This is a genomic window from Aeromonas sp. s6, from assembly GCF_040907815.1.
Taxonomy (GTDB): Bacteria; Pseudomonadota; Gammaproteobacteria; order Enterobacterales; family Aeromonadaceae; genus Aeromonas; species Aeromonas caviae.
The window spans coordinates 1-26,613 of record NZ_JBFOCN010000050.1; the positions used below are offsets into that span (position 1 = coordinate 1).

A 26,613-nucleotide genomic window follows, 5' to 3' on the forward strand; every position below is an offset into this window, starting at 1 on the left:
GACATGACGAAACAAGGACATCCCGATAATGGCCCATAGCACCCGCTCCATGGGCATGCGCCGTCGGCGCAAGGAGACGGAGCCCGTCTCGGCCAAGCAAGCCTGCACCAGTTCAGGTGACAGCAGGTCAGACAGGGACTCAAACTTTCCGGGAGGACAGGCGTGAATGAAGTCGAGAGCTTGGTCGATACGCATAAAAAAATCCGAAACCCAACAAGGAGTTTCGGATTCTTACACAGCCTGAGGATCGGTCAATGGATCCTTAACTGATCGGCATTACGCCCATGGGGCGGTCTTTTCATTTTCGTCTCCCGCGCTCCGCGTCGGGGCTATCGAAAGCGCGCTGCGCAGAGTGGCAGCAGGCAGGTGGTGGCTGCCTTATCCGTGTTCAAACATCCGGAACAGATAAACCACGAACAGCACTGGGGTGAGTGCTGGCAGCCTTATCCGTGTTCAAACATCAGGAACAGGTAAACGACAAACAGCACAAGATGGGTGGCGCCGTGCAGGGCGTGGGTGCGGCCGCTGCTGAAGGTCACTTTACAGACCATGAGGGTGGTGATGAGCAGCACCATGTCGGCAGGGGAGAGGCCCAGGCGCACTTCCTGCCCCATCAGGGAGCCGATGAAGAGCACGGAGGGTACCGTGAGGGCGATGGTGGCCAGCACGGAGCCGAAGTAGAGATTCATGGCCCGCTGCAACTGGTTGTTGAAGGCCGCCTTGATGGCGCCGACCGCTTCGGGAGCCAGCACGATACAGGCGACGATGAAGCCACCCAGCGCCATCGGGGCTTCCATCACGTGCACCCCGTAGTTGATGGGGATGGCCAGGGTCTTGGCCAGCAGGATCACCACCACCAGGTAGGCGAGCAGCAAGAGGGTGTGATAGACGTTGCTCTGCAGCGGGCCGTGGTGATCCTCGAGATCCTCGTGATCGCTGTCGACGAAGAAGTGGCTGTGGCTGCGGGTCTGGATCAGCAGGAAGACACCATAGAGCAGGATGGAGATGATGATCAGCATCCATGACATGGCCTTGGAGAGGCTGCCCAGGGTACCGCCCTGGGTGAAGTTCGGCAGGACCAGACAGAGCAGTGCCAGGGGAATGATGGCCACCAGATAGGATTTGACCCCGTCCAGATTGAAGTTCTGGGTGTGATAGCGCCAGCCGCCAAACAGCAGGGTGAAGCCCACCAGACCGTTGGTGACCAGCATCACCACCGCGAACATGGTGTCCCGGGCCATGGTGGGATTGGGATCGCCGGTCAGCATGACGGAGGAGATCATCACCACTTCCAGGGAGATGACCGAGAGGGTCAGGATCAGGGTACCGAAGGGTTCCCCGAGCTTGATGGCGAGGGCGTCAGAGTGACGCACGACGGAGAAGATGGCCCAGGTCACGATGGCAAGCAGGGCCAGCGACACCGGCAGGTAGACCGCAAGGGGGGTTGTCTCTGCCAGCAGGTCGCTCCCCAGGGTTTTGAAGAAGAGCAGGGTCAGCAGACCGGCAGGCAGAGCAATCTCTTGTCGGATAAAAGACTTCATAGGCAGTGGTTCTCATCTCGGGGCGGCCTCGGCCGACGGGGTATGGAGCGACTTGGTGCACCCAAGGTGCACAGACCCATGATAAGGGGAGATGCTCCTCATGCGGAGCATCATTTTGTTGCAAAGGGTGAGAGGCGGGGCAGATACCGCCTCAGTGCGGGTCGGAGGGGCTGGTTGTCTCGCCCTCTTGCCATGCCATCAGCCAGATCTTCAGTTTGCTCAGGGGCATGGGCTTGGCATAGACGTAGCCCTGGATCAGGTGGACTCCGTGGCGATGCAGATAATCCACCTGCTCCTGGGTTTCGACCCCTTCGGCGATCATCTCCATGCCCGATTTGAGGCCAAAGGCGATGGTGGCATCCAGCACGCTGCGCTTGAGGTCGTCCGTGCCTATGGTATCCACGAACATCTTGTCGATCTTGATCTGGCGAATGCCGAGCCGTTGCAGGTAGGCAAAGCCGCCATAACCGGTGCCGAAGTCATCCAGCTTGAAGTGATAGCCCCTCTCCTGCAGGGCTGCGATCTCCGCCATGGCCCCCTGGATGTGCTTGATGGGATCCCGCTCGGTGAGTTCGAAGGTGAGGCGGGCCGGCGAGGGCCAGCCATGGCGCTGCAACTGGGTGCGCAGACGAGGCTGCTCGATATGGCCCGCCACCAGATTGACACTGACCCACTGATGCGGGGCCAGGACGGGGAGATCCGCCAGGATGCGCTCCAGCAGTTGGTCCGTCATCGGCAGGATCAGCCCCTGCTCCTCCGCATAGGCGATGAAGGTGCCTGGCGACACCAGATCCCGTCCTCGCTGCCAGCGCAGCAAGGCCTCGAATCCCACCACCCTTCGGTTTCTGCTGTCCACTATGGGCTGATAGAAGGGGATGAACTCCCGCCGAGCCAGTCCTCTTTGCAGCAATCCTTTGAGGGAGCGCCGGTAGTTTCTAAGGCTCCAGTAGAGGGCAGCCAGCAGCGCCCCCAGCGCCCCGGCCGACCAGAGGCCATCGCGGTGTATCTGTGAGCGGGCGTAGCGTTTCAGTGCCTCGCCAGCCCAGAGGGTCTGCTCCACCTGATGCTGGGGATCGAAACTGAGCAGCCGCATCGGGTTTGCCTCTTCTCGAATGTGCTTGTTGCCACGGGGGAAAAAGAGCCCGAACTGGGCCGGGTGCTTGTGGTTGAACTCCAGATAGAAACAGTCGTTGCAGGGGGTGCGCAGCAGCTCATGGCTCCAGCTGCTGTCGAGCACCCAATAGGCCAGATTGCCGTTGCGTCTCGCATAGACCAGGGTTTCGCGTTCGGTATCGAACATGGGGGCCGTGCTGGAGAGGTGAAAATCAGGGGAGACCGGCATGCCGGCGTCGGCAAGCTGGGGCAGCGCGGGGCCCAGGGTGGAGCAGCCGCTCCCGTTGGCAAGCTGCAGGCCGGCCAGGCGAATATGGCGGTTGTAATACTGGGGTGAGCGCAGCAGCGCCATGTCTGTGGGGCCGCAATCGAAGGCAAAGTGGGCGAGTTGGGCGGGGACATCGTGATCCAGGAGCAGGTTGCGCTCCTGCTGGTAGTCGAGCAGAGCCCTTTCCTTTGTCTGCAACAGGTGGTGAGCCAGTTTGTCGCTCAACAGGGGGGTGAGCAACAGCATCAACAGCGGGGGCACACAGAAGAGGGCCAGAGGAATCCATAGCGGAGATCGTGCTGACATGGTGAGCATCCTTCTTCCATGAAATGAAACAATCCGATTGAGACTCAAGCATCATAGCATTAGCTGCATCGATTTGAGCCAAGTTGGTCACACTTGGAACAAAAACGATAATTAATTGATAAATAAAGGATATGGCTACACACCTGAACAAGATTCAATCGCTGACCTGTCATAAATGACAATTGTCCAGCTTATCTGAAGTGGCTAAAGTAGCGGTGCGGTTTGACTCACCGTGTGTTCAATACTCCTGTATCTATTTTTGTCAGTAGCACAGAGTGTTAGTTTTGATATGAGTGTTTCTTTTGGTCCCCGTTGTGGGACCATTTTTCTGTCCGCTCCTCAGCCTGTGTCCCCTCGCTCTCTCCCTTGATGCCTCTCTCTTTTGCGACCTGCACTACGGCGCCGCATGACGCAGCCGCCCGCTTATTTGCAGAAGCGGGATCTTCATCCATAGGCGGCGTTTGGTCTGGGCTGATACCATGATGCCCTATGGATGCTGTCGGCTACGGAAAGGCACATGAAACTGACCACTCAACTCGTCTCTTTTATTACGCTGTGCGTGATCTCGGCCATGGCCATGGTGATGCTCGGCGGGGTCTTCAGTTTCCGCCAGATGGGAATGGAGCTGCAGCAGAACCGGGTCGACTCCCTGGTGGAGATCATCGACAAGCAGCTCGGGGTGACCGATGACCAGCAAGCCCTTGCCCGCTGGCTGCCCTCCCTGTTGCGGGCCTCCCATGTGGTGGAGCTGGAGATCCGTCAGGACAAGCAGCGGGTTTACTGGTTTCGCGACGTGCAGCAGCAGACGGATGAGAGCCTGCTGATCGCCTACAGCGAGGCGATCCCCAATCAGGCCGGGATGCGGGCCGACTTCAAGCTGGACAGGCCGTTCAAGGAGTTTGAGTACTCCATGAAGGCGATGTTTGGCATCTCTCTGGGTATCTTCATCGTGGTGTTCGGGCTCTGGTACTCCATCCGCTGGCTGCGTCAGCAGTTGCGCGGTGCCGAGCTGCTGGCGGAGCGTGCCCAGCTGATCCTGGATGGCAAGCTGACCAAGCTGGCCCATGATCCTGCCGAAGAGTGGCCTGTCTCGGCCAGTCAGGCCCTCACCCATCTGCTGACCGAGCTGGCCGACGCTCGCAAGGAGCGCAGCCGCTTCGACAACTTCATCCGCAGCAACGCCTTCGTCGACAAGACGACGGGCATCGGCAATCGCCTCTTCTTCGACAACCGGCTGGAGAGCGCCATCATGGAGGCAAGCGTGATCAGCGGCGGTGTGCTGCTGATCGAGCTGGCCGGTCTGGAGGAGCTGGATCCCGAGCTGAGCGGGCGCCCGAGCCAGGAACTCCTGATGGAGGCGAGCGCCACCATCGCCGCCTTCGTGCGAAAGCACAGCGGAGCCCTGCAGGCGCGCTATGCCGGTCAGGTCTTTGCCGTGCTGCTGCCGAACATGTCAGAGAGCGAGATGGTGGACGGTGCCAGCCAGTTGCTCAAGAGTCTGCAGCGGCTGCACTGGCCCGAAGCGGTCAATGCCGACACCGCCGTCTATCTCGGTGCGGTCTGCTATCAGGCACAGGATTCCCTGCTCAAGGTGCAGGAAGAGGCGGAGCTGGCGCTCAAGAGCGCGCGCCTGCAAGGACACAGCGGCTGGTTCCTGTTCGAGAAATCCCTTAACGAGGAGGCGAGCAGCAAGGGAACGGTGCGCTGGCGCACCCTGATCAGCCGTCGCATCGAGGAGCAGGGCATCGACTTCTACGTCCAGCCTGTGCAGCAGGAGCGGGATCAGGTGGTGTTGCAGCAGGAGCTGCTCATCCGCCTTCACGACGAGCAGGGCCGGGAGCTGCAGGCGGGGGTCTTCATGCCCATGGCGGAGAAGGCCGGTCTGCTGCTGCCGCTGGACAGGCTGGTGGTGGCCCGAGCCTTGCGACTGCTGCGCCAGCGACCGGCATCGAGCTGCCCCATCAGCCTCTCTCTGTGCGCCCAGAACCTGCTCACCCGCGAGTTCCAGCGCGAGCTCTTCTTCGAGCTGTTCCAGTTGCCGCGCAGTACCAACGAGGGGTTGATCCTGCAGTTGTCGGAGTCCCAGGTGACCCGCCACTACGAGGCCCTCAAGCGGCCGCTTCGGGCGATGCGCATGCTGGGGTGCAGGCTGGCCATCGATCATGCGGGCCAGGACGTGGTGAGCACCCAGTACATCAAGGAGTTCGAGATCCACTTCCTCAAGCTGCACCCCAGCCTGGTGCGGGAGATCCACCTGCGCCAGGTCAACCAGATGGCGGTACGCAGTCTGGTGGGGGGCTGTGCCAATACCCAGGCCCGGGTCATCGCGGTGGGGGTGGAGAGTGGCGACGAGTGGAAGATGCTGCGACACCTGGGCGTGCATGCCGGTCAAGGTCCCTGGTTTGCCGACCCCGAGCCCCTCAATCTGCCTGACTAGCGTCCCGGCCGGGGTGACAGGCGGCCCTGCTCCTCCAGGCCCGCCAGCCCCTGCAAGCCACCGGTGTGGATGAAGATGATCTTGCTGCCGCGCGCAATGCGGCCTGCCGCCAGTTCGCGAAACAGCCCCCACATCGCCTTGCCACTGTAGATGGGTTCCAGCGGCAAGCCGGTTTCGGCACTGAATGCCTGCACCCATTGCCAGAGTGCCGGACTGAACCTGGCATAGCCGCCATCGTGGTGATCCAGCGCAATGCGCCAGCCCGGAGTAGTGGCCGCCGCCGGATGCAACCGGCATACCTCGCCGGTGATGAAGTCGGCCCCCTTGAGCACCGCGATGGCCAGGATCTGCTCCTGCGCCCGCTTGCCCGCGATGAGCCCCGCCAGGGTGCCGCCGCTGGCGCAGGGCAGCACCCAGAGATCCGGCGAGAAGGGCACCTCGTCGACCAGCTCGGCCACCCCGGGGATGGCCAGCGGGCTGCTGCCTCCTTCCGGTACCAGCAGGGTGTCGTCATCCTCGAACCGGGCAAGCCATTCGGGATCCTGGCGCCGGCGATAGTCCTGCCGGTCGACAAAAACGAGATCCATACCCCAGCCTTTCGCCGCTTTCAGGGTGGGATTGCTGACGGTATCCCCTTCACCGCGTATGATGCCCGTGGTACGCACTCCCAGTCTGAGTCCTGCTGCGGCCAGGGCGTGGATGTGATTGGAGTAGGCGCCGCCAAAGGAGAGGATGTGGCCCTTGCCCAGCATCTGTGCCTGTTGCAGATGGTATTTGAGCTTTCGCCACTTGTTGCCGGAGAGGGTCGGGTGGATCAGATCATCCCGCTTGCACCAGAGCGTGACGTCATGGGCTGCCAGCAGAGGATGCCGGATCCGGTGCAGGGGGGAGGGGAGCTGAAGGGGAGCCATGGGATCGTCTCCCGTGGGTGCCAGCGTGGCCGTCGATGCGTCGTTTGTCATAAAGTTGGAGGCTAATAGCCTGTTTATGTTAAGGTTTAGTCCGTTTTACGCGGCCAGGTGAAGATCCAGATGAAGTCACTGTTCAGGCGTTCTCCCTCCAGCCATCAGGTCGGGATCCTGCTGGCCAGCGATCGCATTCTGCTGGCCTGCGTGGACCCCGTTCCCGTGTTTGCCAGCCAGCCTGTCAACGGCCCCCACGACTGGTCCAAGGCCCTGGCCGAGCTGTTTTCCCGGTACGGTCTGGCCAAGTCTAAGGTGCGGGTGGCCCTCGCGGCCAGCCTTTATCAGCAGATCCAGATCGACAAGCCCGCCGTCCCCGATGCCGAGATGGCGGGGGCCCTGCCCTGGGCCATCAAGGATTTCGTCAACGAGCCGGTGTTGCAGCTCGCCATGGATTATGTGGATCTGCCGACGCCCCCTGCCGGGCGTCCGCGCATCAACGTTGTCTGCATGCCCAAGAGCCGGGTGCAGCAGGTGGCGGATGCGGTCAACGGCGCGGCGACCCTGGAGGCCATCGTCAGTGACGAACTGGCCATGACGGCCCTCTACGAGGCGGACCAGATGGTGCGCATGCTGCTCTGGCAACCCCGGGGGCAGGAGCTGCAACTGCTGGTCTTCCATCGGGGCGGACTCTGCTTCTCCCGCCAGTTGCGCGGATTTGCGAGCCTCACCGGCAGCCATGAGCCAGATGCCGACCAGCTCGACGCGCTGGCGTTGGAGATCCAGCGATCCATCGATTATCTGGCCGGCCATCTCAAGCTGCCCGAGCCCGGCCAGTTGCAACTGGCCATCGCCTCCTCCGCCATGGGGGTACTGGTGCGTCACCTGGAACAGACGTTCGGTTTCCCGGTGTCGGCCATGGCAAACAAGGCGGTACTGGCAGGAGTCGAATACCTCAGTGCCTATGGTGCGGCCCTGGGCAGGAGCGACTGATGAAACACCATATCAACCTCTATGGCGCCGAATTCCGGCCAAGACGTCTGTGGGCCAGCCTGCCCCAGATGGCGTTGGTCTGGGGCGGCGTCCTGGTGCTGCTGCTGGGGGCCACCCTCTTCTATGGCTGGCAACAGCAGGGCCTCGATCGTGAATTGGCTGGCGTGCGGGCACAGCTCGACGTGCAGCGCGGCGAGGCCAGGCGTCTCGATGCGGAGCTGGCGCGCCATCTGGCGAATGCAGACTTGCAGCGGCAACTGGCCGACAAGCGGGAAGAGCTGGGGGCCAAACAGGCGCTGATGCAGCAGCTTGGCCACCTCTCCCTGCAAAAATCCCAGGGCTATGCGGGGGTGATGGCGGACCTGGCCCGCCTGCGGGATCCCCGCCTCTCCCTGCAACGGATCGAGATAAGCGACGGGCGCATCAACCTCGCGGGCGTGGCCGAACGCAGTCAGGACGTGCCCGCCTGGGTGAACCGCTTCAGGCAGACCCCCTCCCTGGCGGGCAAGCAGTTTGGCGAGCTCACCCTGAGTCGGGACAAGGAGGGCCAGCTTGCCTTCCAGCTCAGTGGCATAGCGCGGGAGACTCCCTGATGGACATGAAGGCACAATGGCAGGGATGGGCGCAGCAGATCGCAGCCCTCAGCCTGCGCGAGCGGATCCTCATTTTGTTGACCGGGGTCGTGCTGCTCGGGGCCATGGGCATCTATGGCTGGCTGGATGACGCCGACACCCGGCTGGGCCAGGATCGGCAGGCCCTGGCTGCGGCGCAGCGGGATCTGGAGATCCTGACCCTGGAAAACCAGGGCAAGCAGGCCAGGCTGGGGCGGGATCCCGATGCCCAGGTACGCGAGCAGCTCGCCAGTGTCGAGACCACTCTGCGCCAGATGGATGCCGAGCTGCTGGCTCAGACGGTGGATCTGATCCCCGCCCACGAAATGCCCGCAGTGCTGGAGGCCCTGTTGTCCCGCTCCGCCAACCTGCATATGCTGGCGCTCACCTCCCTCAAGCCCGAGCCGCTGATGGCCGGGGAGCAGAAGGTGAACCTGTTCAGGCACGGCATCCGGCTTCAGCTGGAGGGCGGCTATTTCGATGTCTACCAGTACCTGAAAGCGCTCGAAGCCCTGCCTCGCCACTTCTACTGGAAGGGCTTTGACTACCGGGTGGTCGAGCATCCCAAGGCGGCGGTAGCGATGGAGATCTACACCCTCAGCACCAGCAAGGAGTTCATCCGTGGTTAAGCGGCATGTCGGCGGGACGGGATCCCGCATTTTTGCCTTCCCATCCTGGCGCTGGCTGGCCCTGTGGGGGAGCCTGCTCGCGCTGCAGGCCCAGGCCGAGGTGCTGCAGGATCCCACCTTGCCCCTGGCGGGATCCGGTTCGGCGGCGAGTGTCGCCAAGGAGGCCGGTCTGCCCAGGTTGCAGAGCGTCATCCTGGGGAGCGGGCCCGCCCTGGCGGTGCTCGACGGTCAAAGCTACCGGGTCGGCCAGCAGGTCAACGGATTCCGGCTGGTGGGGATCAGCGCCGACAGCGTGGTGCTGGAAAAAGCGGGCAAACGCCAGACACTGACCCTGTTTGGCAGCAAGATCCGGATGTGAAGTGGGTGTCGCACGGGATGGTGCGGGCCAGGTTTGTCGAGTTTCATAGCGAGTCAGGTGCACGAATAACATGAAAAAACACCCTTTTTGTCTGCTTCCCCTCGCGCTGGCGGTGGCGGGTTGCACTACCTATCGTCACCCCGAGCCGGTACAGGCCAAAGATGCACTCAAGCAGGCGATGAGCGAGCAGAGCCCGACCGCCCCCCTGACTTCCCTGCCGCCCTCGGTGCAGAGCGAGCTGTTGCAGCTCAATCGTCCCCAGCAGCCGATGACCATTCCCGAGAAGCGGATGCGCATCGCGGCCCATGACGTGGACGCGGTGGAGTTCTTCGGCTCCCTGTTCAAGGGCTCCCGCTACAGCGTGGCGGTCCATCCCGGTGTGGCGGGCGTCATTTCGGTAGAGCTCAAGGATGTGACCCTGCAGGAGGCGCTGGCGACCGTCGGCGACATGTACGGCTTCGACGTACAGCGCAAGGGCAACGTGTTCCACGTCTATCCCGCCGGTCTGCGCACCGAGACCATTCCGGTCAACTACCTGATGATGGCCCGGCGCGGTCTCTCCCGTACCTCGGTGAGCACAGGCGGGGTGACGGCCAACGACAACAATAATGGCAATAACAACAACTTCGACAACGGCCTGAACAACAGCGGCAACAACAACAGCCAGGGCAACACCGCCAGCGGTGACAACAACACCAACAGCAATGGCACCCGCATCGAGACGGACAGCAACAACGACTACTGGACCGATCTGCGGGATTCCCTGCAGACCCTGATCGGCACAGGGGAAGGGCGGGCCGTCATCACCAGTCCCCAGGCGGGCCTGGTCACGGTGCGTGCCTATCCCAAGGAGCTCAAGGCGGTGCGCGAGTTCCTGGACCAGTCCGGCGAACACCTCAAGCGCCAGGTGGTGCTGGAGGCGCGGATCCTGGAAGTGTCCCTCAACGAGGGTTACGAGCAGGGGGTGGACTGGAGCGGCCTCTCCGCAAGCTGGGACGGCGGCAAGGGTATCACGGGGGGCGGCTCCCTCATGGACAGCCCCATCGCTTCGACCCCCAACCAGATCTTCCGGGCTTTGGGGGGCGGCGCCGGTTTCACCATCTCTGATGGCAACTTCAACGTCGCGGTCAGCCTGCTCAAGACCCAGGGGGATGTGAACACCCTCTCCAGCCCGCGCGTGACGGCCACCAACAACCAGAAAGCGGTGATCAAGGTGGGGACGGACGAATACTTCGTCACCAACGCCTCGACCACCACCACCACCTCGGGGACTTCGGCCCCCATCGTCACCCCGAACGTGGAGCTGACCCCCTTCTTCTCGGGGATAGCCCTGGACGTGACGCCCCAGATCGACGAGCAGGGCAAGGTATTGCTGCATATCCACCCCTCCGTCATCGACACCGAGGAGCAGAGCAAGACCATCAACGTCGGCACCGCCGATCCCCTGGTGTTGCCGCTGGCCAAGAGCTCCATCCGCGAGTCCGATACCGTGGTGCAGGCCAACAATGGGGACATCATCGTCATCGGTGGTCTGATGAAGACCGACAGGCAGGAGATTGTCAGCAAGGTGCCCCTGCTGGGTGACATCCCCTGGGTCGGCGAGGCCTTCACCAACCGCCGGGAGAGCAACCGCAAGGTGGAGCTGGTGATCCTGCTCAAGCCCACCGTGGTGGAAAAGGACACCTGGCAGAAAGAGCTGCAACGCTCCTCCGAGCTGCTCGACAAATGGTATCCCCCCAAGGGCTGATCCGGGATGACGCGCCTGTTGAGCACTCCTTCTCCCATGTGGCGGCGCCTCCCGGCTGCTGCCAGTCTGCCCTGCCCGACGGCGGTGGCGCCATGTCGCTGATCCGGGGCTGTCTGCGGCTGCGCGCCCTGGACTCTGGCCGGGAGGGAGCATGTATCTGAGTCACTTCGGACTGCGGGAGGCCCCCTTCGGCCTGACCCCGAACACCGGTTTCTATTACGGCCTGCCCCCCCACGAGGAGGCCATGCAGGTGCTCAACTGGGCGCTCTCCCAGGGGGAGGGGTTCATCAAGGTGACCGGCGAGGTCGGCACCGGCAAGACCCTGCTCTGTCGCAAACTGCTGAGCGAGCTCGGCTCCGAGGCCTGCCCGGTGCGCCTGGCCTGGCTGCCCAACCCCCATCTCACTCCGGGGGAGCTGCGCACGGCCCTGGCCCTGGAGCTGGGGTTGACGTTGGCGGGGGAGAGCGAGCTGGATCTCACGGATCGTATTCACCGCCATCTGATCTCCCTGCATCGGCAGGGGAGCAGGGTGGTGGTGCTGATCGACGAGGCGCAAGCCCTGCCGGACGAGACCCTGGAGGCGATCCGGCTGTTTGGCAACCTGGAAACCGAATCCAGCAAGCTGCTGCAAATCGTGTTGTTCGGCCAGCCCGAGCTGGATGCCAGGCTCGGGCAGCCCCGTCTTCGCCAGTTGCGCCAGCGCATCGGTTTTTCCTACCGCCTGCGGCCGCTGCGGCTCGACGAGACCCGGGCCTATCTGGAGTACCGGCTGCAGGTGTCCGGCTATCGCGGGGCCGCCCTGTTCGATGGCCGCGCCCTGCGCAGGCTGTGGCGCGCATCCCGCGGCATTCCCCGCCTCATCAACATACTGGCGCAGAAGTGCCTGATGCTGGCCTATGGCCGCGGTGTGCGGCGGATCGACAGCGCCCTGGTCCGGCTCGCCATCCGGGATACCGATGATGCCCGCCGTGGCCGTCTCACCCTCTGGTGGCCCCTGTTGTTGTTGCTGGGCGCTGCCCTGGCGTATGGAGTCTGGTCATGAGCGTGATCAATCAGATGCTGAAAGATCTGGATAGGCGTCAGCAAGAGGCCGAGGGAGCCGCCGTCTATGTGGCGCCGGTGCGCCAGCAAGGCTGGTGGATGCTGGTGCTGACCCTGCTGTGTACCCTGGCCCTGGGGATCCTCGGCTGGCGCACCTGGATCTTCTGGCAGCAGAGCCAGCGAGCCTCCCTGCCAGCGGCGCAGGTCGAGGCCCCCCGCACCGCCCCTGCGGTGGCGCCATCCGCGCCCCTGGCCGTGGTGGCCACCACACAGGCGGTCTCCTCTGCCGCGCCAATGGCAAAGGTGCCCACCGCCAGTGCCGAGTCGACCGCCGCGAGAGTGGCCCCCTCCGCAGCCGAGCAGGCGCCGGCCGATGAGGCCGTGCTCGCCGATGAGGGCAATCCGCAGGAAGCGCTGGGGGACGAGACGATCCCGAGCGACGAGGAGCTGCAGCCGGACCTCTATGCCGAGCTGGCTGCTGAGCAGGGCGCCGAAGAGGCGCCTGCACCCGCCGCGCCGCGCAAACCCGGGATCCTGAAGATCGAGACGGTGGAACTCTCCGACGCCGAGCTGGCCACCCTGGCCGAGCGCAAGGCGACCACGGCCATGGCCAAGGGACGGATGCAGGAGGCGCAGGATGGCTACTACGAAGTGCTGGCCCACGATCCCCACAACCAGGGGGCGCGGGAACAGCTGGCGGGCCTGCTCTATGGCGCCGGACGGCTGACCGAGGCCGCCCAGGTGCTGGAAGAGGGGCTGAGGCTGGATCCCGCGCAGGCGGACCTGCGTCTGCTGCTGGCCCGTGTGGCCATCAGCGGCGGGGATCGGCAGAAGGCGCTGGACTGGCTCACCGGCTATCAGCCCGATATTGCCAGCAATCTGGATTATTACGCCACCTGGGCCGGTCTTGCCCAGGAGCTGGGGCAGCCTGTCCAGGCGTCCGAGATGTACGTCAGGCTGCTGCGCCAGCAGCCGGATCAGGGGCGATGGTGGCTAGGACTGGGGGTGGCGGAGGATGGTCAGGGACACCGTCAGCGGGCACTGGATGCCTATCGCAATGCCCAGTTGCACGGCAATCTGGGGGAGGCCTCCACCCAATGGCTTGAACAACGAATTGGCCAACTGACCCATTGATTAAAGCGGCAGTTCGATGAGCCCATGCCATCGGACCAGGCAGCGGGCGTGAAGCAACAGAGATCGGAGCAACAATGGCACAACCCAGACTGAAAATGCGCCTAGGCGACTTGCTGGTACAGGAACAGATCATCTCGGATGATCAGCTGCAGCTCGCCCTGCAGCAGCAGCGCCAGACCGGCCGCAAGCTGGGGACCACCCTCATCGATCTCGGCTTCATCAGCGAGGTGCAACTGCTGACCTTCCTCGCCCGTCAGCTGGATGTGCCCTTCTTCGATCTCAACAACCTCACCATCGACGTCTCGGCCGTGACCCTGTTGCCCGAGGTGCAGGCGCGCCGCTACCGGGCGCTGGCCGTCAACCTGAGCGACGACAAGGTCACAGTGGTGATGTCGGATCCGGCGGATCTGAGCGCCCTCGACGCCATCGCTGCCCTGCTCAGCCCGCGGGAGCTGGTGCTGGCGGTGGCCCGTGAAGGCCAGCTGCTGGAGTATTTCGATCGCCTCTATCGCCGCACCCGTGAGATAGAGAACTTCGCGGTGCAACTGCACGAAGAGCACCAGGAGACCGGCTTCGAGCTGGGGGCCGGCAGCCTCAATGCCGCAACCGACGAGGGGGAGGCGACGGTGGCCAAGCTGCTGCGCTCCCTGTTCGAGGACGCGGTACAGGTGGGTGCCTCCGACATCCATATCGAACCGGACGAGAAGGTGCTGCGCATTCGCCAGCGTATCGACGGCGTGCTGCACGAAAACATCCTGAGCGAGGTGCGCATCGCCCAGGCGCTGGTGCTGCGCCTCAAGCTGGTGGCCGGGCTCGACATCTCGGAGAAGCGTCTGCCCCAGGATGGCCGCTTCAATATGAAGGTGCGCGGCCGCGATGTGGATGTGCGGATGTCCACCATGCCGGTGCAGTATGGCGAGTCCGTGGTGATGCGGCTGCTGGATCAATCCTCCGGCATCTTGTCGCTCGCCGAGACCGGGATGCCCCCCGCCATCCTGACCCGCTTCCGTCGTCAGCTCAAACGCCCTCACGGCATGATCCTGGTGACGGGGCCGACCGGTAGCGGCAAGACCACGACGCTCTACGGCGCCCTCTCCGAGCTCAACCAGGCCAGCCACAAGATCATCACGGTGGAAGACCCGGTGGAGTACCGTCTGCCCCGCATCAGCCAGGTGCAGGTCAATCCCAAGATAGGGCTCACCTTCTCCCAGGTGCTGCGCTCCACCCTGCGCCAGGATCCGGACATCCTGCTGGTGGGGGAGATGCGGGACAACGAGACGGTGGAGATCGGCCTGCGCGGCGCCATCACGGGCCACCTGGTGCTGACCACCTTGCACACCAACGACGCCGTGACCAGCGCCCTGCGTCTCATCGACATGGGGGCGCCCGGCTATCTGGTGGCGAGCGCCCTGCGGGCCGTGGTGGCCCAGCGCCTGGTGCGGCGGGTGTGTGAACACTGCGCCTGCGAGACGGCGCCGGACGAGGGGCAGCCCACCTGGCTCTCGGTGCTCTCCGGTGAAGCGCCGGGGCAGCATCGCTATCGCAAGGGACGAGGCTGCCAGAGCTGCAACTTCACCGGCTATGCGGGCCGGATCGGGGTGTACGAGCTGCTGGAGCTGGATCAACCCATGATGGATGCCCTGCGCCGCAACGATGCCGAGGGGTTTGCCCGGGCGGCACGGGCGCACGAGCACTACCGTCCCCTGGCCCTGACGGCGCTCGACTATGCCCGCGAGGGGATCACCTCGGTGGACGAGGTGCTTCGGCTGGCCGAGGACCTGGGGTAACGCATGAGGCATCTGGATCGTACTGAATTACTCTGCCGGGGTCGCCCATGAACCGTTTTGCCTACAAGGGGCGTGACAGCCAGGGCCAGGCCGTCAGCGGCGTGGTGGAAGCGGTCAGCGAGCAGGCCGCCGCCGAGCAGCTGATGCGCCGCGGGGTGATGCCCACCGAGCTGAAGGCCGGCAAGGCCAGGTCTGCCAGCATCGACTGGTCGCTGCTGCTGGAAGGGAGCGTCAAGCTGGAGGAGCTGGTGGTCTTCAGCCGCCAGATGTATGCCCTGACCCGTGCAGGCATCCCTATCCTGCGCGCCATCGCGGGGCTGGAGGAGAGCGCCCACAGCAAGCCCCTCAAGCGGGCGCTTCACGCTCTGGGGGAGGATCTGGCCAACGGCCGGCCGCTGTCGAGCGCGATGCAGTCGCACCCGAAGGTGTTCAGCAGCCTCTTCGTGGCCATCATCCACGTGGGGGAGAACACGGGTCAGCTGGAGGAGGCCTTCCTGCAGCTCGCCAACTATTTCGATCTGGAGCTGGAGACCCGCAAGCGGATCAAGACCGCCATGCGCTACCCCACCTTCGTGCTGATTGCCATCGCCGTCGCCATGGTGATCCTCAACATCATGGTGATCCCCGTCTTTGCCGGGATGTTTGCCAAGTTCGGGGTGGAGCTGCCGCTGGCGACCCGGATCCTGCTGGCCACCTCCCACTTCTTCGTTCACTACTGGTGGCTGCTGCTCGCCATCCTGGTGGGCGCCGTCGTCGGCTGGCGACGCTGGGTCGCCACCACCAAAGGCAGGCTGGCCTGGCACAGATGGCAGCTGCGGCTGCCCATCGTCGGCTCCATCATAGAGCGCTCCCTGCTTGCCCGTTTTGCCCGCAGCTTCTCCATGATGCTCAAGGCCGGGGTGCCGCTCAACACGGCGCTGACCCTGGTGGCCGACGCGGTGGACAACGCCTGGATGGCGGGACAGATCCGCGACATGCGGGGCGGCATCGAGCGCGGCGAGAGCCTGCTGCGCACCGCCGGCGCCAGCGGCCTCTTCACCCCTCTGGTAATGCAGATGATCGCGGTGGGGGAGGAGACCGGCCAGGTGGACGAGCTGCTGCACGAAGCGGCCGAGTATTACGAGCGTGAGGTGGATTATGACCTCAAGAGCCTCACCGCCCGCATCGAACCCATCCTCATCGGCATAGTGGCGGTCATGGTACTGGTGCTGGCGCTGGGTATCTTCACTCCCATGTGGGACATGATGCGAGCGGTGCGGGGTCAGTCGTGAGTTATCTGTGCAACCAGCATCTTCACTCTCCCAATGGCGGGGAGATGATGCGGGCCGTGCGGGGCAAGTGATGCGATGAGCAGACAGTCCGAGCAGGATGAGCGCTGGCTGGGAGGCTACAGGCGGTTGATCGCCTGCATCCTGCTGCTGGTCATCCTTGCCACCCTGGCCCTGAGCTATCGCAGCCACAGGGAAGAGGCGCTGGCGGTCAGCCTGACCCTGCTGGGGGAGCAGTTTGCCGAGCGGGTCCAGCGGCTGCACGGGCGCTGGCTCGATGAGCGGCGCCCCGCCGTGCTCCATGCAGAGGGGCGGGCCTGGCAGTTCGATGGGCGAGGCTGGCCGCTGGCGGTGTTGCCGCTACAGTCACCGTCCGAGAACTGCCGCGGGCTCTGGTCGGCCTTGCTCGGCCAGGAGGCGCTGTCGATGCCCACCCTGCAGGTGCTGGCTAGCCCGGATGGGGGGGGATGCGAATTTGGTTGGGAGGCTAACTGGTTGATCTATCGCTTCGCCGACGGCAGTTTGCTGAACAAATCTTGAACAGTATCGTTCTAGCGTCTCGGCGACATGATTTTTTTCTATCTGCATGAAATAATGCGGAACATTACGGAGGCAGCATGGCAACAAAGAGAGTGATACCCGGCCAGGGGCCCGGTCAGATGGCCGGTTTTTCCCTGATTGAGCTGGTGATCGTCATCGTGATCCTGGGGATCCTGGCCGTCACCGCCTTGCCCCGTTTTCTCGATGTGACCGACGAGGCGAAGAAGGCGAGCGTGGAAGGGGTGTCTGGCGGTTTCGCCACCGGAGTGTCCCTGGTGCGGGCCCAGTGGGAGGCCGAAGGGCGTGCCAGGCAGGATGGACTCAACACAGTGCTCTATGACGGCTCGCGTTTCTATCTGACCACGCCGACCGACAGTCAGGTCAGCAATGGCGAGCTCTCTCCCGGGTATCCCATGGACACGGCAGCAAGCGGCACGCCCGATGTGGATCCGGCCAGCCTGACGGCGGCCCGCTGCCTCAATATTTGGGAGGGGTTGTTGCAGAATCCTCCCAAGGCTACTGCCCGTTTTGACGAGGTGCGCGGTAGCGGCAATGACCTGAAGTTCTATGCCACGGTGAGCAACAATGGACTGGATTCGGTCTGCCGTTACTATCTGGTCAACAGCCTGAGCAAGGGAAGTGATGGGCGCTATCAGGACCCGCAAGGGAGCACGGATGAGTTCATGAGTTTCAGTTACCGCCCGGCCTCCGGCCAGGTGACTACCAATATCAATTGATAAACAGAGGAAAACGTAATGAAGAAGCAAGCGGGTTTTACCCTGATCGAACTGGTGATCGTGATCATCATCCTGGGCATTCTGGCGGTCACCGCCGCGCCCAAGTTCCTGAATCTGCAGGATGATGCCAAGAAGTCTGCCGCGCAGGGCGTGCAGGCAGCGTTGTCCAGCGCTGCCAATCTGGTCTATAGCAAGGCAGCTCTGAATGGGCAGGAAAAGGCATCTGCGGCAGGTGGTACTGACTTGAATGGAATGACCGGTGTCAAGGTTATCTATGGCTACCCGACCGCTGATACCATTTCCGCTGCTGTAACCCTGGACGGCTGGGTTGCAGCTTCTGGCGCAACTGCTCTCGAGTCAACTTTTGCCCCTGCTAATACCAGTGGCAATACTTGTACCGTAAAATACACAGCCGCAACCAGTGATACTGTTCCTTTCAAAACCGAGTTGCAAAACTGTAAGTAATACGTGTTGACAAGCGAGGCTTCGGCCTCGCTTTTTCATTATTCAATGAGCAAGCAAATGCCGAGAAACAAGGGCTTCACCCTGATAGAACTGGTTATCGTAATCCTGTTGCTCGGGATTCTGGCCGCCTTTGCCGTGCCTAAATGGCTGGGCAAAGGCGGCTTTGAAACCCATACCCTGCGTGACGAGCTGGTGGCCCGGCTGCGGCTGGTGCAGACCATGAACATGCAGGAAGGGGACGCGCGCTGCACCCAGCTGGTGGTGGAGCCGAGCCGCTTCGGTCATCTGACCCTGCTTGGCAGCTGTACCCCCAAGCCCATCTCCGGCTGGAGTGCGGACGAGCAGAGCCGGGGGCGAGTCATCACCGCCTCCGGCGGCCTCTCCCTGCCTCAAGGGAGCTTTTCTTTCGACAAGCGCAGCGGCCGTCCGCTTTCACCCTCAACCTGCGTCAATGGCTGCAATCTGGCGGTGAGCAGCGGGCAGGAGAGCGCCCGGCTGCGCATCGAGCCGGAAGGTTATATCCATGCCCTCCCTTAAGGCCCGGTGCGGCTTCACCCTGATCGAGTTCGTGGTCGGTATTGTGCTGCTGGCCATCGCCCTGACCGGCGTCCTGGGGCTTCTCATCAATCAGGCACCCCAGGCGGTGGATCCGGTGCAGCAGGTACGCGCCGCCCAGCTCGCCCAGCGCATTCTCGGCGAGATGCTGGAGAAGTCTTTCGACGAGCATTCCGATCACAACGGCGGCCGTTTTCGCTGTGGCGAGACGGCCGGTGTGCCCGCCTTTACCTATCCCCCCTGCACGGCGAGCGCCGACTATGGCCCCGATGGTGGCGAGACCCGCCCCTACGGGTTCAACGACGTGGACGATTTCGACACGGCAGGCCGCTGGGTGGACGCCAGCTACTTTACTCAGGCCTCGGCCGCGAGCAGCGAGGAGGAGTATCGACGCTACCAGGTGAAGATCGCGGTGGTGCCGGATACCCTCTTTGGCAGCGCGGGGGAGGGGGCTGAGTCCATCGGCAAGCGCATCACCCTGACCGTGCGCCTGCCGGACGGGAGCGAGCTGGTCTTCGGCCTCTATCGGGGGAACTACTGATGGGCAAGCCACATTCCCGTGATGTCGCGTGGGAACACCCATGTGCCAGACTCGCCCGTGACCGCGTCCGACCCGGGCGTGAGGGGGGCTTCACCTTGGTGGAGCTGGTGATGGTGATCCTGCTGCTCGGGGTGATGGCGACATTTTCCAGCCAGTTTATCGGCATCGGTACCCAGATCTACGGAGATGCCAGCCGCCGCGAGCAACTGATGAGCGATGCCCGTTTCGCCCTGGAGCGGCTCAACCGCGAGCTGCGCGATGCGGTCCCCGGTTCGGTGCGCATCGAGGATGAGGCGGGCAAGGGGGCGGATCAGGGGACCTGCCTGCGCTTCTGGCCCATCGCCACCGCCAGTCGTTATCTGAGCCTCAATAAATCCGTAGCAGGTAATTTCGAGCTGACTATGGTGGCTTCATCCGCCGGCGAGCTTCCTACTGATGGCTATCGGGCTGTCGTGTATCCCATTACAGGAGAGGGTGGCCTAGAAGCGGGATGCATTCATGGCAAGTGTGTGGCCAATGTGGTGGGGGATGGCTCCTTCGAGCCAACAACTAAGATCGGAACTGTGACCGTAGATGCGGCGTTTGATAGGGAGTCCCCCGCCAAACGCATTTATTTTGCTAATCAGCAGGTGCGTTATTGTATCGACACTCAGGGTACTTTGATGCGATACCGTGAATCAACACACGCCCTGATGGCAGAACATATTCGACCCTCCGAATCCTATTTCTATCGGGATCCTGCCGCCTTCAGCTCGAGCGAGGTGGGGCTGCGGCTAGTGTTTGAGCAGCGCGACGAGCACGTCGTCTTCCACCACAAGCTGGAGACCCTCAATGTGCCCTGACACTCCCTCCATGGTGAGGTCCCAGCGGGGCAGCGCCATCCTGATCGCGCTCTTCGTCATCGTCATCATGGCCCTGCTGGCGGCGGCCATGGGGCGTTTCCTAGTGGACAGCAGCGAGAAGCACACGGTGGAGGTGCGCGGGGTGCGTGCCCTGATGGCGGCCCAGAGCGGGTTGGAGATTGCCCTGTACCGGCTCTACCCGAGCGGCCAGTGGCAGGGGCAAGCCTGCGGCCCCCTGACATTCACTTTCACCGAGGCTGGGCTGGCGGGCTGCAAGGCCAGTGTCAGCTGCACCAAGCTGCCGGTGAGCGTGGCCGGCGTGACCCAGACTGGTTATCGCTTCAGCAGCGAAGGGCGCTGTGGTGAACCCGGGGCCAACAGTGGCCCCAACCCGGACTTTGCCGTCAGCCGCACCCTGGTGGCGGAAGCTTTCGATGGAGTGAATCCATGAGATTCTGGTTGCTGGTCTTAACAATGCTCTCTGGCATGGTTCATGGATTCGAAACCGTTGACAGTGACACCTATTTCCCGGCTGTGGTTCAGGGCCATCGCGGCAATAACAACGCGGTCTGTACCGGCCAGGATAACGCCATGCTGACCCAGAACAACCAGGCGAAAATAACGGGCACGGCAGGTGCCGCATTGAATTTCTGTGACTCGAATCAGGGATCTGGAATGCCATTGGATGGCTGTGACAACGCCAGTGGATCGCGCCGGCTCTGCTCCATCACGGGCCGCTCCATCCGCGGTCTGTCTACCTCGGGTGGCAACCGCTTTCTGAGCAGTTCCGGCAACGATGGCAGCCTGGGGTACTGCAGCGCGGGACAACAGCTAACCCTGGGTAGCGCCAGCCAATACCAGTTCGGGACTATCAGCCTCTACAGTGCCTGCACCCTGACCTTCTCCAGCACCCGTCAAGAGTACAGAATCCAGTCTCTCGCTTTGGGGGGAGCAAAAGTGGTGCTGCCCGCCGGGGATTATTGGATAGACAGACTCGTCGTCAATCAGGGCGGGGAGATTGAAACCCGGGGCAATGTACGTATCTTCGTCAACGCGGTGGAGTTTAATGGCGGGCGTCTCAACGCAGCCAAGACGGGATCTGTGCTGCTGTTTGGATACCAGAATGTCAATTTGAATGGTGAAAGCCTGGTCAACGGCCTGGTATATGCCGATCAGGCATTGAACATGAATAACGCGAGCGTTATCAACGGTAGAACGACCAGTCGCTCCCTGTTTATGTCTGGCACCACCGCCATCAATGACAAGATGTCCCCCCCCGTCACCGCGGCGATCGATCACTTCGAGTTCGATCACTCCGGTCAGGCCCTGACCTGCAACCCCGAGACCCTCACCATCCGGGCCTGCGCCAACGCCAGTTGCAGCCAGCTGTTCACGGACCAGGTGAGCGCCATCCTGACCCCCCTGAAGAATGGCAGCAACGGCTGGATAGCCGACAGCCAGGTGAGCTACAACGGCAACACCGCTACCGTGACCTTCAGCAACGGCACCGCCAAATTGCAGCTGCGCAACAATCTGGCGAGTGTCATGAAGGTGGGGGTGAGTGGTTCTATTCCCTCCACCAAGCCGCTTAGCGAGACGCTTTGCCGGGCGGGCAGCGGCGCCCTGAGCGCCGCCGCCTGTACCTTGAGCTTTGCCGACAGCGGCTTCCTGTTCAATGTGCCGGATACCCTGGCCAACAGGCCCCAAGATGTAGTGATCAGTGCCGTCAAAAAGGACAATGCGACCCAGCAGTGTGTCCCCGGTTTTACCGGTGAGCGTTCGGTCGGCTTCTGGGGAACGTATGTCACCCCGAATGACAATTCTGCCGGGAGTCAGATGGCGATAGATGGCAAGACGATTTCGACTTATGCCGCCAATGTAGTCTCGCCAGCGGCGACAACCCTCAATTTGACCTTCGATGGTCAAGGCAAGGCGACGTTGAAGAGTGTTCGCTATCCGGATGCGGGCCAGATGCGACTCAATGCCCGCCACGATGGCAGCGGGGATACCGCAGGGCTGGTGATGACGGGGTCGGATCTGTTCGTGAGCCGCCCGGTGGGGCTCTGCATCACGCCCACCCAGGGGACCTGTGCGGCAGGGGATATCACCTGCCCTGTGTTCAAGAGGACGGGAGACAGCTTCTCGCTCAATATCCGGGCCATGGCGTGGCAGAGCGACACCGATGAGGATATCTGCACCGGCAATAGCACCACCCCCAACTTCGTGTTGTCCGACATCGCCCTGACCAGCGAGCTGGTGGCCCCTCAGGGGGGCGTGGCCGCCCAGGTCACTCCGACCAAGTACAGCCACGTTGCAGCCAGTGCCGGCCTCAATACCCCCGCCCTCAGTCTCAACGAGGTCGGGGTCTTCAGGATCAAGGCGACGCCACCGGTGGCAACGTCGCCAGAGGGAAGCACAGTATCAACGGGCTATTTCGGTTACACCATCCCTCCCGCCACCAGCGTGCCGCTGGGGCGCTTCGTACCCTGGGACTTCAACATGACGAGCGGCACCGTCACCCCGGCCTGCGGTGGTTTCAGCTATATGAGCCAGCCATTCGGGGTACAGACGGTGGTGGAGGCGCGCAACAAGGAAGGGAGTGTCACGAGGAACTACCGTGATGCCTTTGCCAGGGGGGCCCTCACCCTGGTGGCCGCCAACAATCAGGACGGGGTGGACAGATCCAATCGGCTGGCGCCGCTGGCCGCCAGCTGGACCGAAGGAACAGGCAAGCAGTCAGGTCAAACCCGCTTTATGCGGCTGCGCGAACTGACCCCTAGCCTGACCGCACCGGAAGAGCCCTTGCCGCTCCTGCGACTAGGGCTCAGAGTAACGGACGGTGAGACTCCTGAGACCAGCTTCCTCAGCGGACGGAACATGAATCCGTCCGTCAGCGGCACTTGCCAGAGCGGGGTGAACTGCACCGCCAAACAGCTCTCCATTCCGAAGGGATCGGACGATACCATGATCGCCTACTACGGCCGGCTGCTCGCCAGCACCCGTCAGGGGGTCGATAGCGCCCCGCTGGCGCTGCCCCTGCAGGTGCAATATTTCGAAGGGGGCCTGTGGCGAGCCAATTCGCAAGATAGGCGAGCCAATTCGCAAGATATCTGTACCCAGATCTCCCTGGCGGGAGGTGGTATCGTCTTTACCGATGCGGAGCAACGCTATGACTCCGCGACGGGGGATCTGATCCTCAAAGACGGTACCCGCATTCGCCTTGGTCTCGGCAATGTGGCTCCGGGCGGTACTCAGGTCGGTTTCGACGCAGGCGAGACCCGGTTCCACTTCGCGCCGCCCAATCAGGCGGTGCGCATTCCCTATCGGATCGTGCTGGAGCAACAGCCATCCCAACCCGTCTGGTTGGCGGATCCGGCCACGGCGGATCACCTGCTGGGAGAGGCCATTTTTGGCCGGGATCGGGGTAATGACAGAATTATTTATCGCCGCGAAGTGATGCCCTGACACCCGGGCTGACACGGGGAGATAGACGCATTGCTGTACAGCGGCGTCTTATCTCCTTGTTTCGTAGTGTTTGTCGGCCTGAGCGGGTGAGTGATGACTCGCATTTTTGTCGCGCCTGATTGATTGGCGACAGTTTGAGCGCTTGCCCATTGGGGTGGGCATTGGTAAAGTTAGCCGGTTTTCTGCACCTCCAAATTCTTAGGATTTCCCGTAGCCATGTTCAAAAAGCTCAGAGGCGTCTTTTCCAACGATCTGTCGATCGACTTGGGAACTGCCAACACCCTGATCTATGTAAAAGATCAAGGGATCGTCCTTAACGAACCCTCAGTTGTCGCCATTCGCCAAGAGCGCGGGAACGCCAAATCGGTCGCTGCTGTCGGTCATGCCGCCAAGCAGATGCTGGGTCGTACCCCTGGTAACATCTCCGCCATTCGCCCGATGAAAGACGGCGTGATCGCCGACTTCTACGTGACCGAGAAGATGCTGCAGCACTTCATCAAGCAGGTTCACGACAACAACTATTTCCGCCCCAGCCCGCGCGTGCTGGTGTGCGTACCCTGCGGCTCCACCCAGGTGGAACGTCGCGCCATCAAGGAATCCGCTCTGGGCGCCGGCGCCCGCGAGGTTTACCTGATCGATGAACCCATGGCTGCCGCCATCGGTGCCGGCCTGCCGGTCTCCGAAGCGACCGGTTCCATGGTGGTGGACATCGGTGGCGGTACCACCGAAGTGGCCATCATCTCCCTGAACGGCGTGGTCTACTCCCAGTCCGTCCGTATCGGTGGCGACAAGTTCGACGAAGCCATCATCAGCTACGTCCGTCGCAACTACGGCAGCTTGATCGGGGAAGCCACCGCCGAGCGCATCAAGCACGAGATCGGCTCCGCCTATCCGGGCGAAGAGGTGCGCGAGATCGAAGTGCGCGGTCGCAACCTGGCCGAGGGTGTGCCCCGCAGCTTCACCCTGAACTCCAACGAGATCCTGGAAGCGCTGCAAGAGCCGCTCTCCGGCATCGTCTCCGCCGTCATGGTGGCCCTGGAGCAATCCCCGCCCGAGCTGGCGTCCGACATCTCCGAGCGCGGCATGGTGCTGACCGGTGGTGGTGCCCTGCTCAAGGACATCGACCGTCTGCTGATGGAAGAGACCGGCATCCCGGTCGTCGTGGCTGAAGATCCCCTCACCTGTGTCGCCCGTGGCGGTGGCAAGGCGCTGGAGCTGATCGATATGCACGGTGGCGATCTGTTCCACTACGAATAAGACCCAAAGCCGGCCGAGCGCCGGCTCTTTTTTGACGACTCATGAAACCCATCTTCGGTAGAGGCCCTTCGCTTCAGTTACGGTTGTTTCTCGCCGTCATCATCTCCGTCGCTGCCATCGTCGCGGATTCCCGCTTCGGTGTGTTCAGCCATGTCCGCGTTTATCTGAGCTCCCTGGTGAGCCCGCTGCAATACATCGCCAACGCCCCCGGCACCCTGCTCGACACCATGTCGACCCAGGTGCAGACCCGCGCCGATCTCATCGAGCAGACCAAGCAGCAGGAGCAGCAACTGTTCACCCTGCGCTCGCGCCTGCTCAAGATGGATCAGCTGGAGCACGAGAACCAGCGTCTGCGCGAGCTGCTGGGGTCGCCGGTACACAAGGAGTCCCGCAAGATGGTGGCCGAGCTGCTGTCGGTGGATTCCGACCCCTTCAGCCATCAGGTGCTGATCAACAAGGGGGCGCTGGATGGCGTCTACAACGGCCAGCCGGTGATCAACGATCAGGGGGTGGTCGGTCAGGTGCTCCACGTGGGCTCCACCACCAGTCGCGTCCTGCTCATCACCGACTCCAGCCACGGTATCCCGGTGCGGGTGCTGCGCAACGACTTGCGCGCCATCGCCTCCGGCAGCGGCGAGCTGGACAAGCTGGAGCTGCGCAACCTGCCCCGCAACACCGACGTCCAGGTCGGCGATCTGCTGGTCACCTCGGGCCTGGGCGGCCGCTTCCCGGAAGGTTATCCGGTGGCGACCGTGACCCGCTCCGACTACGTGGAGGGCAAGCCCTTCGCCCAGATCGAGGCCAAGCCGCTGGTGGCGCTGGACCGTCTGCGCTACCTGCTGCTGCTGTGGACCGACAAGAAACCGGAAGTACACGACAAGGATGCCCTTGAGCCTGCGGCGAGCGCCTCGGCGGCCACGGCAACCTCGGCGGCGGGGGCGACGCGCTGATGCTGCAACCCGCCAGCGGCAGGATCTGGATCTGGTGTTCGATCCTGCTGGCCCTGTGCCTCTCCATCCTGCCGCTTCCCTTTCAATTCGAACCCTTCCGTCCGGACTGGCTCGCCATGGTGCTCATCTACTGGGCGCTGGCGCTGCCGCACCGGACCAACGTCGGCACCGCCTGGGTGGCGGGCCTGCTGCTGGACGTGCTGCTCGGCAGCACCCTCGGCGTGCGGGCCATGGCCATGGCCATCACCACCTACCTGGCGGCCTTCCAGTTCCAGAAGATCCGCAACTTCTCCCTCTGGCAGCAGGCGCTGATCATCGGTCTGCTCTCCCTGGTGGGGAAGATCACCGTGTTCTGGGCGGAGCATCTGTTCAGCCGGGCCAGCCTCAACTTCGCCTACTTTTGGTCGACGTTGACGACGATGTTAATATGGCCCTGGATTTTTATGGTCTTGCGCAAGGTGCGGCGTCGCTTCAATATCAAGTGAATGTGAATAAAAACAACGCATTGTAACTGCGCATCGTCTCATTGAGTGAAGTATGAACAAGCACAACGAACTGCAACTCTATCTCGCCTCGGGCTCCCCCCGCCGGCACGAGCTTCTGACCCGCCTGGGCTACCGTTTCGAGGTCCTCAAGCTGGATGTGCCGGAGCTGCGCAACGACGGTGAGAAGCCCCAGGATTACGTCTGCCGGCTGGCCCGCGACAAGGCCATGGCCGGTGTGGCCGCGGCGCCCACGGCGCTGCCGGTGCTGGGGGCCGATACCATAGTGGTGCTGGGGGAGCGGGTGCTGGAGAAACCCTCCGACCTGCTGGACGCCAAGGACATGCTGGAAGCCCTCTCCGGGCGGGTACACCAGGTGATGACGGCGGTGGCCCTGGCCACCCCGGAGCGGTGCGATGTGCGACTGGTCACCACCAACGTGGCGTTTCGCAAGCTGGACGAGGCCGAGATCGAAGCCTACTGGCGCACCGGCGAGCCGTGCGACAAGGCGGGCGCTTATGCTATCCAGGGCATTGCCGGCAAATTCGTCAGTCGCCTCGAGGGGAGCTACAGTGCCGTGGTCGGCCTGCCCCTGCTGGAGACGGACCTGTTGATCAAGCAGCACCTCGAGCAGACCCGGTAAT

General features: G+C 62.9%; 27 protein-coding genes. 23 read left to right on the plus strand and 4 right to left on the minus strand.

Annotated features, from left to right (window positions below; genetic code table 11):
* The 3 genes from AB5Y50_RS07220 to AB5Y50_RS07230 all read right to left on the minus strand — a co-directional run.
* Positions 1 to 195, minus strand: a 195-nt coding sequence (locus AB5Y50_RS07220) for a transposase domain-containing protein (protein ID WP_368162519.1), incomplete at its 3' end; no start/stop codon positions are given.
* A gap of 248 nt (positions 196 to 443) precedes the next feature.
* On the minus strand, positions 444 to 1,541 hold the full coding sequence (locus tag AB5Y50_RS07225; RefSeq protein ID WP_010672612.1) for a calcium:proton antiporter: 1,098 nt from the start codon (positions 1,539 to 1,541) through the stop codon (positions 444 to 446).
* 151 nt (positions 1,542 to 1,692) lie between these two features.
* Positions 1,693 to 3,228, minus strand: a complete 1,536-nt coding sequence (locus AB5Y50_RS07230) for an EAL domain-containing protein (protein WP_069785512.1) — start codon at positions 3,226 to 3,228, stop codon at positions 1,693 to 1,695.
* A gap of 517 nt (positions 3,229 to 3,745) precedes the next feature.
* On the opposite strand from AB5Y50_RS07230, the gene AB5Y50_RS07235 reads away from it, so the two are divergent.
* Positions 3,746 to 5,665, plus strand: a complete 1,920-nt coding sequence (locus AB5Y50_RS07235; RefSeq protein WP_010672614.1) for an EAL domain-containing protein — start codon at positions 3,746 to 3,748, stop codon at positions 5,663 to 5,665.
* Here AB5Y50_RS07235 and AB5Y50_RS07240 read toward each other — a convergent pair.
* A complete protein-coding gene (locus AB5Y50_RS07240; RefSeq protein ID WP_052224786.1) occupies positions 5,662 to 6,576 on the minus strand; it encodes a 1-aminocyclopropane-1-carboxylate deaminase/D-cysteine desulfhydrase in 915 nt (304 codons plus the stop codon). The two genes, AB5Y50_RS07235 and AB5Y50_RS07240, sit on opposite strands and share 4 nt — an antisense overlap.
* Positions 6,577 to 6,696: 120 nt before the next feature.
* Here AB5Y50_RS07240 and AB5Y50_RS07245 point away from each other — a divergent pair, with 120 nt between their 5' ends.
* The 22 genes from AB5Y50_RS07245 to AB5Y50_RS07350 all read left to right on the plus strand — a co-directional run bounded on the left by AB5Y50_RS07245 (position 6,697) and on the right by AB5Y50_RS07350 (position 26,612).
* A complete protein-coding gene (locus AB5Y50_RS07245; protein WP_069785482.1) occupies positions 6,697 to 7,560 on the plus strand; it encodes an MSHA biogenesis protein MshI in 864 nt (287 codons plus the stop codon).
* Positions 7,560 to 8,153, plus strand: coding sequence for a PilN domain-containing protein (locus AB5Y50_RS07250; protein WP_069785483.1), 594 nt, complete (start codon positions 7,560 to 7,562; stop codon positions 8,151 to 8,153). The genes AB5Y50_RS07245 and AB5Y50_RS07250 overlap by 1 nt, the downstream gene beginning before the upstream one ends.
* The gene (locus tag AB5Y50_RS07255; protein ID WP_039040419.1) at positions 8,153 to 8,800 is read left to right on the plus strand and encodes an MSHA biogenesis protein MshJ; all 648 of its coding nucleotides are present in this window, start codon (positions 8,153 to 8,155) and stop codon (positions 8,798 to 8,800) included. The genes AB5Y50_RS07250 and AB5Y50_RS07255 overlap by 1 nt, the downstream gene beginning before the upstream one ends.
* Before the next feature lie 28 nt (positions 8,801 to 8,828).
* Positions 8,829 to 9,158, plus strand: a complete 330-nt coding sequence (locus tag AB5Y50_RS07260; protein ID WP_042015443.1) for an MSHA biogenesis protein MshK — start codon at positions 8,829 to 8,831, stop codon at positions 9,156 to 9,158.
* A 70-nt stretch (positions 9,159 to 9,228) separates the two neighbouring features.
* A complete protein-coding gene (mshL, locus tag AB5Y50_RS07265; protein WP_069785484.1) occupies positions 9,229 to 10,905 on the plus strand; it encodes a pilus (MSHA type) biogenesis protein MshL in 1,677 nt (558 codons plus the stop codon).
* Positions 10,884 to 11,066 carry a hypothetical protein gene (locus tag AB5Y50_RS07270; RefSeq protein WP_139127957.1) on the plus strand — a complete coding sequence of 61 codons (183 nt, stop codon included), beginning with the start codon at positions 10,884 to 10,886 and terminating at the stop codon, positions 11,064 to 11,066. Before mshL ends, AB5Y50_RS07270 begins: the two co-directional genes overlap by 22 nt.
* Positions 11,057 to 11,947, plus strand: coding sequence for an ExeA family protein (locus tag AB5Y50_RS07275; RefSeq protein ID WP_069785485.1), 891 nt, complete (start codon positions 11,057 to 11,059; stop codon positions 11,945 to 11,947). The genes AB5Y50_RS07270 and AB5Y50_RS07275 overlap by 10 nt, the downstream gene beginning before the upstream one ends.
* Positions 11,944 to 13,080, plus strand: coding sequence for a tetratricopeptide repeat protein (locus tag AB5Y50_RS07280; protein ID WP_069785486.1), 1,137 nt, complete (start codon positions 11,944 to 11,946; stop codon positions 13,078 to 13,080). Before AB5Y50_RS07275 ends, AB5Y50_RS07280 begins: the two co-directional genes overlap by 4 nt.
* Before the next feature lie 74 nt (positions 13,081 to 13,154).
* Complete coding sequence (gene mshE / locus AB5Y50_RS07285; protein ID WP_368162559.1) at positions 13,155 to 14,867, plus strand: MSHA fimbrial ATPase MshE; 1,713 nt, start codon at positions 13,155 to 13,157, stop codon at positions 14,865 to 14,867.
* A 47-nt stretch (positions 14,868 to 14,914) separates the two neighbouring features.
* Positions 14,915 to 16,138, plus strand: a complete 1,224-nt coding sequence (locus AB5Y50_RS07290; protein WP_042015317.1) for a type II secretion system F family protein — start codon at positions 14,915 to 14,917, stop codon at positions 16,136 to 16,138.
* 75 nt (positions 16,139 to 16,213) lie between these two features.
* Complete coding sequence (locus tag AB5Y50_RS07295) at positions 16,214 to 16,675, plus strand: hypothetical protein (RefSeq protein WP_103261577.1); 462 nt, start codon at positions 16,214 to 16,216, stop codon at positions 16,673 to 16,675.
* 77 nt (positions 16,676 to 16,752) lie between these two features.
* Positions 16,753 to 17,412, plus strand: a complete 660-nt coding sequence (locus tag AB5Y50_RS07300; RefSeq protein WP_103261576.1) for a type II secretion system protein — start codon at positions 16,753 to 16,755, stop codon at positions 17,410 to 17,412.
* A gap of 18 nt (positions 17,413 to 17,430) precedes the next feature.
* Positions 17,431 to 17,877, plus strand: a complete 447-nt coding sequence (locus tag AB5Y50_RS07305) for a prepilin-type N-terminal cleavage/methylation domain-containing protein (protein WP_039040426.1) — start codon at positions 17,431 to 17,433, stop codon at positions 17,875 to 17,877.
* 57 nt (positions 17,878 to 17,934) lie between these two features.
* Positions 17,935 to 18,414, plus strand: coding sequence for a prepilin-type N-terminal cleavage/methylation domain-containing protein (locus tag AB5Y50_RS07310; protein ID WP_069785491.1), 480 nt, complete (start codon positions 17,935 to 17,937; stop codon positions 18,412 to 18,414).
* Complete coding sequence (locus AB5Y50_RS07315) at positions 18,401 to 18,973, plus strand: prepilin-type N-terminal cleavage/methylation domain-containing protein (protein WP_069785492.1); 573 nt, start codon at positions 18,401 to 18,403, stop codon at positions 18,971 to 18,973. Before AB5Y50_RS07310 ends, AB5Y50_RS07315 begins: the two co-directional genes overlap by 14 nt.
* Positions 18,973 to 19,815, plus strand: coding sequence for a type II secretion system protein (locus AB5Y50_RS07320; RefSeq protein ID WP_082189370.1), 843 nt, complete (start codon positions 18,973 to 18,975; stop codon positions 19,813 to 19,815). Before AB5Y50_RS07315 ends, AB5Y50_RS07320 begins: the two co-directional genes overlap by 1 nt.
* On the plus strand, positions 19,805 to 20,266 hold the full coding sequence (locus AB5Y50_RS07325) for an MSHA biogenesis protein MshP (RefSeq protein ID WP_069785493.1): 462 nt from the start codon (positions 19,805 to 19,807) through the stop codon (positions 20,264 to 20,266). The genes AB5Y50_RS07320 and AB5Y50_RS07325 overlap by 11 nt, the downstream gene beginning before the upstream one ends.
* The gene (locus AB5Y50_RS07330; protein ID WP_069785494.1) at positions 20,263 to 23,280 is read left to right on the plus strand and encodes a DUF6701 domain-containing protein; all 3,018 of its coding nucleotides are present in this window, start codon (positions 20,263 to 20,265) and stop codon (positions 23,278 to 23,280) included. Before AB5Y50_RS07325 ends, AB5Y50_RS07330 begins: the two co-directional genes overlap by 4 nt.
* Before the next feature lie 216 nt (positions 23,281 to 23,496).
* Entirely contained in the window at positions 23,497 to 24,537 is a 1,041-nt protein-coding gene (locus AB5Y50_RS07335; RefSeq protein WP_005308111.1) for a rod shape-determining protein, read from the plus strand.
* Positions 24,538 to 24,578: 41 nt separating this feature from the next.
* A complete protein-coding gene (gene mreC / locus AB5Y50_RS07340) occupies positions 24,579 to 25,487 on the plus strand; it encodes a rod shape-determining protein MreC (RefSeq protein ID WP_029313545.1) in 909 nt (302 codons plus the stop codon).
* The gene (gene mreD, locus AB5Y50_RS07345; protein WP_010672635.1) at positions 25,487 to 25,972 is read left to right on the plus strand and encodes a rod shape-determining protein MreD; all 486 of its coding nucleotides are present in this window, start codon (positions 25,487 to 25,489) and stop codon (positions 25,970 to 25,972) included. The genes mreC and mreD overlap by 1 nt, the downstream gene beginning before the upstream one ends.
* 52 nt (positions 25,973 to 26,024) lie before the next feature.
* Positions 26,025 to 26,612: a nucleoside triphosphate pyrophosphatase gene (locus AB5Y50_RS07350; protein ID WP_010672636.1), complete on the plus strand. Its 588-nt coding sequence runs from the start codon at positions 26,025 to 26,027 to the stop codon at positions 26,610 to 26,612.
* Position 26,613: the final 1 nt, after the last annotated feature.

Coding starts and splice junctions, on each gene's coding strand:
- AB5Y50_RS07280 (WP_069785486.1), top strand. CDS start 11,944: ATGAGCGTGATCAATCAGATGCTGAAAGATCTGGATAGGCGTCAGCAA.
- AB5Y50_RS07235 (WP_010672614.1), top strand. CDS start 3,746: ATGAAACTGACCACTCAACTCGTCTCTTTTATTACGCTGTGCGTGATC.
- mshE (WP_368162559.1), top strand. CDS start 13,155: ATGGCACAACCCAGACTGAAAATGCGCCTAGGCGACTTGCTGGTACAG.
- AB5Y50_RS07310 (WP_069785491.1), top strand. CDS start 17,935: ATGCCGAGAAACAAGGGCTTCACCCTGATAGAACTGGTTATCGTAATC.
- AB5Y50_RS07255 (WP_039040419.1), top strand. CDS start 8,153: ATGGACATGAAGGCACAATGGCAGGGATGGGCGCAGCAGATCGCAGCC.
- AB5Y50_RS07325 (WP_069785493.1), top strand. CDS start 19,805: ATGTGCCCTGACACTCCCTCCATGGTGAGGTCCCAGCGGGGCAGCGCC.
- AB5Y50_RS07335 (WP_005308111.1), top strand. CDS start 23,497: ATGTTCAAAAAGCTCAGAGGCGTCTTTTCCAACGATCTGTCGATCGAC.
- AB5Y50_RS07315 (WP_069785492.1), top strand. CDS start 18,401: ATGCCCTCCCTTAAGGCCCGGTGCGGCTTCACCCTGATCGAGTTCGTG.
- AB5Y50_RS07225 (WP_010672612.1), bottom strand. CDS start 1,541: ATGAAGTCTTTTATCCGACAAGAGATTGCTCTGCCTGCCGGTCTGCTG.
- mreC (WP_029313545.1), top strand. CDS start 24,579: ATGAAACCCATCTTCGGTAGAGGCCCTTCGCTTCAGTTACGGTTGTTT.
- AB5Y50_RS07290 (WP_042015317.1), top strand. CDS start 14,915: ATGAACCGTTTTGCCTACAAGGGGCGTGACAGCCAGGGCCAGGCCGTC.
- AB5Y50_RS07295 (WP_103261577.1), top strand. CDS start 16,214: ATGAGCAGACAGTCCGAGCAGGATGAGCGCTGGCTGGGAGGCTACAGG.
- mreD (WP_010672635.1), top strand. CDS start 25,487: ATGCTGCAACCCGCCAGCGGCAGGATCTGGATCTGGTGTTCGATCCTG.
- AB5Y50_RS07300 (WP_103261576.1), top strand. CDS start 16,753: ATGGCAACAAAGAGAGTGATACCCGGCCAGGGGCCCGGTCAGATGGCC.
- AB5Y50_RS07250 (WP_069785483.1), top strand. CDS start 7,560: ATGAAACACCATATCAACCTCTATGGCGCCGAATTCCGGCCAAGACGT.
- AB5Y50_RS07275 (WP_069785485.1), top strand. CDS start 11,057: ATGTATCTGAGTCACTTCGGACTGCGGGAGGCCCCCTTCGGCCTGACC.
- mshL (WP_069785484.1), top strand. CDS start 9,229: ATGAAAAAACACCCTTTTTGTCTGCTTCCCCTCGCGCTGGCGGTGGCG.
- AB5Y50_RS07330 (WP_069785494.1), top strand. CDS start 20,263: ATGAGATTCTGGTTGCTGGTCTTAACAATGCTCTCTGGCATGGTTCAT.
- AB5Y50_RS07240 (WP_052224786.1), bottom strand. CDS start 6,576: ATGGCTCCCCTTCAGCTCCCCTCCCCCCTGCACCGGATCCGGCATCCT.
- AB5Y50_RS07350 (WP_010672636.1), top strand. CDS start 26,025: ATGAACAAGCACAACGAACTGCAACTCTATCTCGCCTCGGGCTCCCCC.
- AB5Y50_RS07230 (WP_069785512.1), bottom strand. CDS start 3,228: ATGTCAGCACGATCTCCGCTATGGATTCCTCTGGCCCTCTTCTGTGTG.
- AB5Y50_RS07305 (WP_039040426.1), top strand. CDS start 17,431: ATGAAGAAGCAAGCGGGTTTTACCCTGATCGAACTGGTGATCGTGATC.
- AB5Y50_RS07270 (WP_139127957.1), top strand. CDS start 10,884: ATGGTATCCCCCCAAGGGCTGATCCGGGATGACGCGCCTGTTGAGCAC.
- AB5Y50_RS07320 (WP_082189370.1), top strand. CDS start 18,973: ATGGGCAAGCCACATTCCCGTGATGTCGCGTGGGAACACCCATGTGCC.
- AB5Y50_RS07245 (WP_069785482.1), top strand. CDS start 6,697: ATGAAGTCACTGTTCAGGCGTTCTCCCTCCAGCCATCAGGTCGGGATC.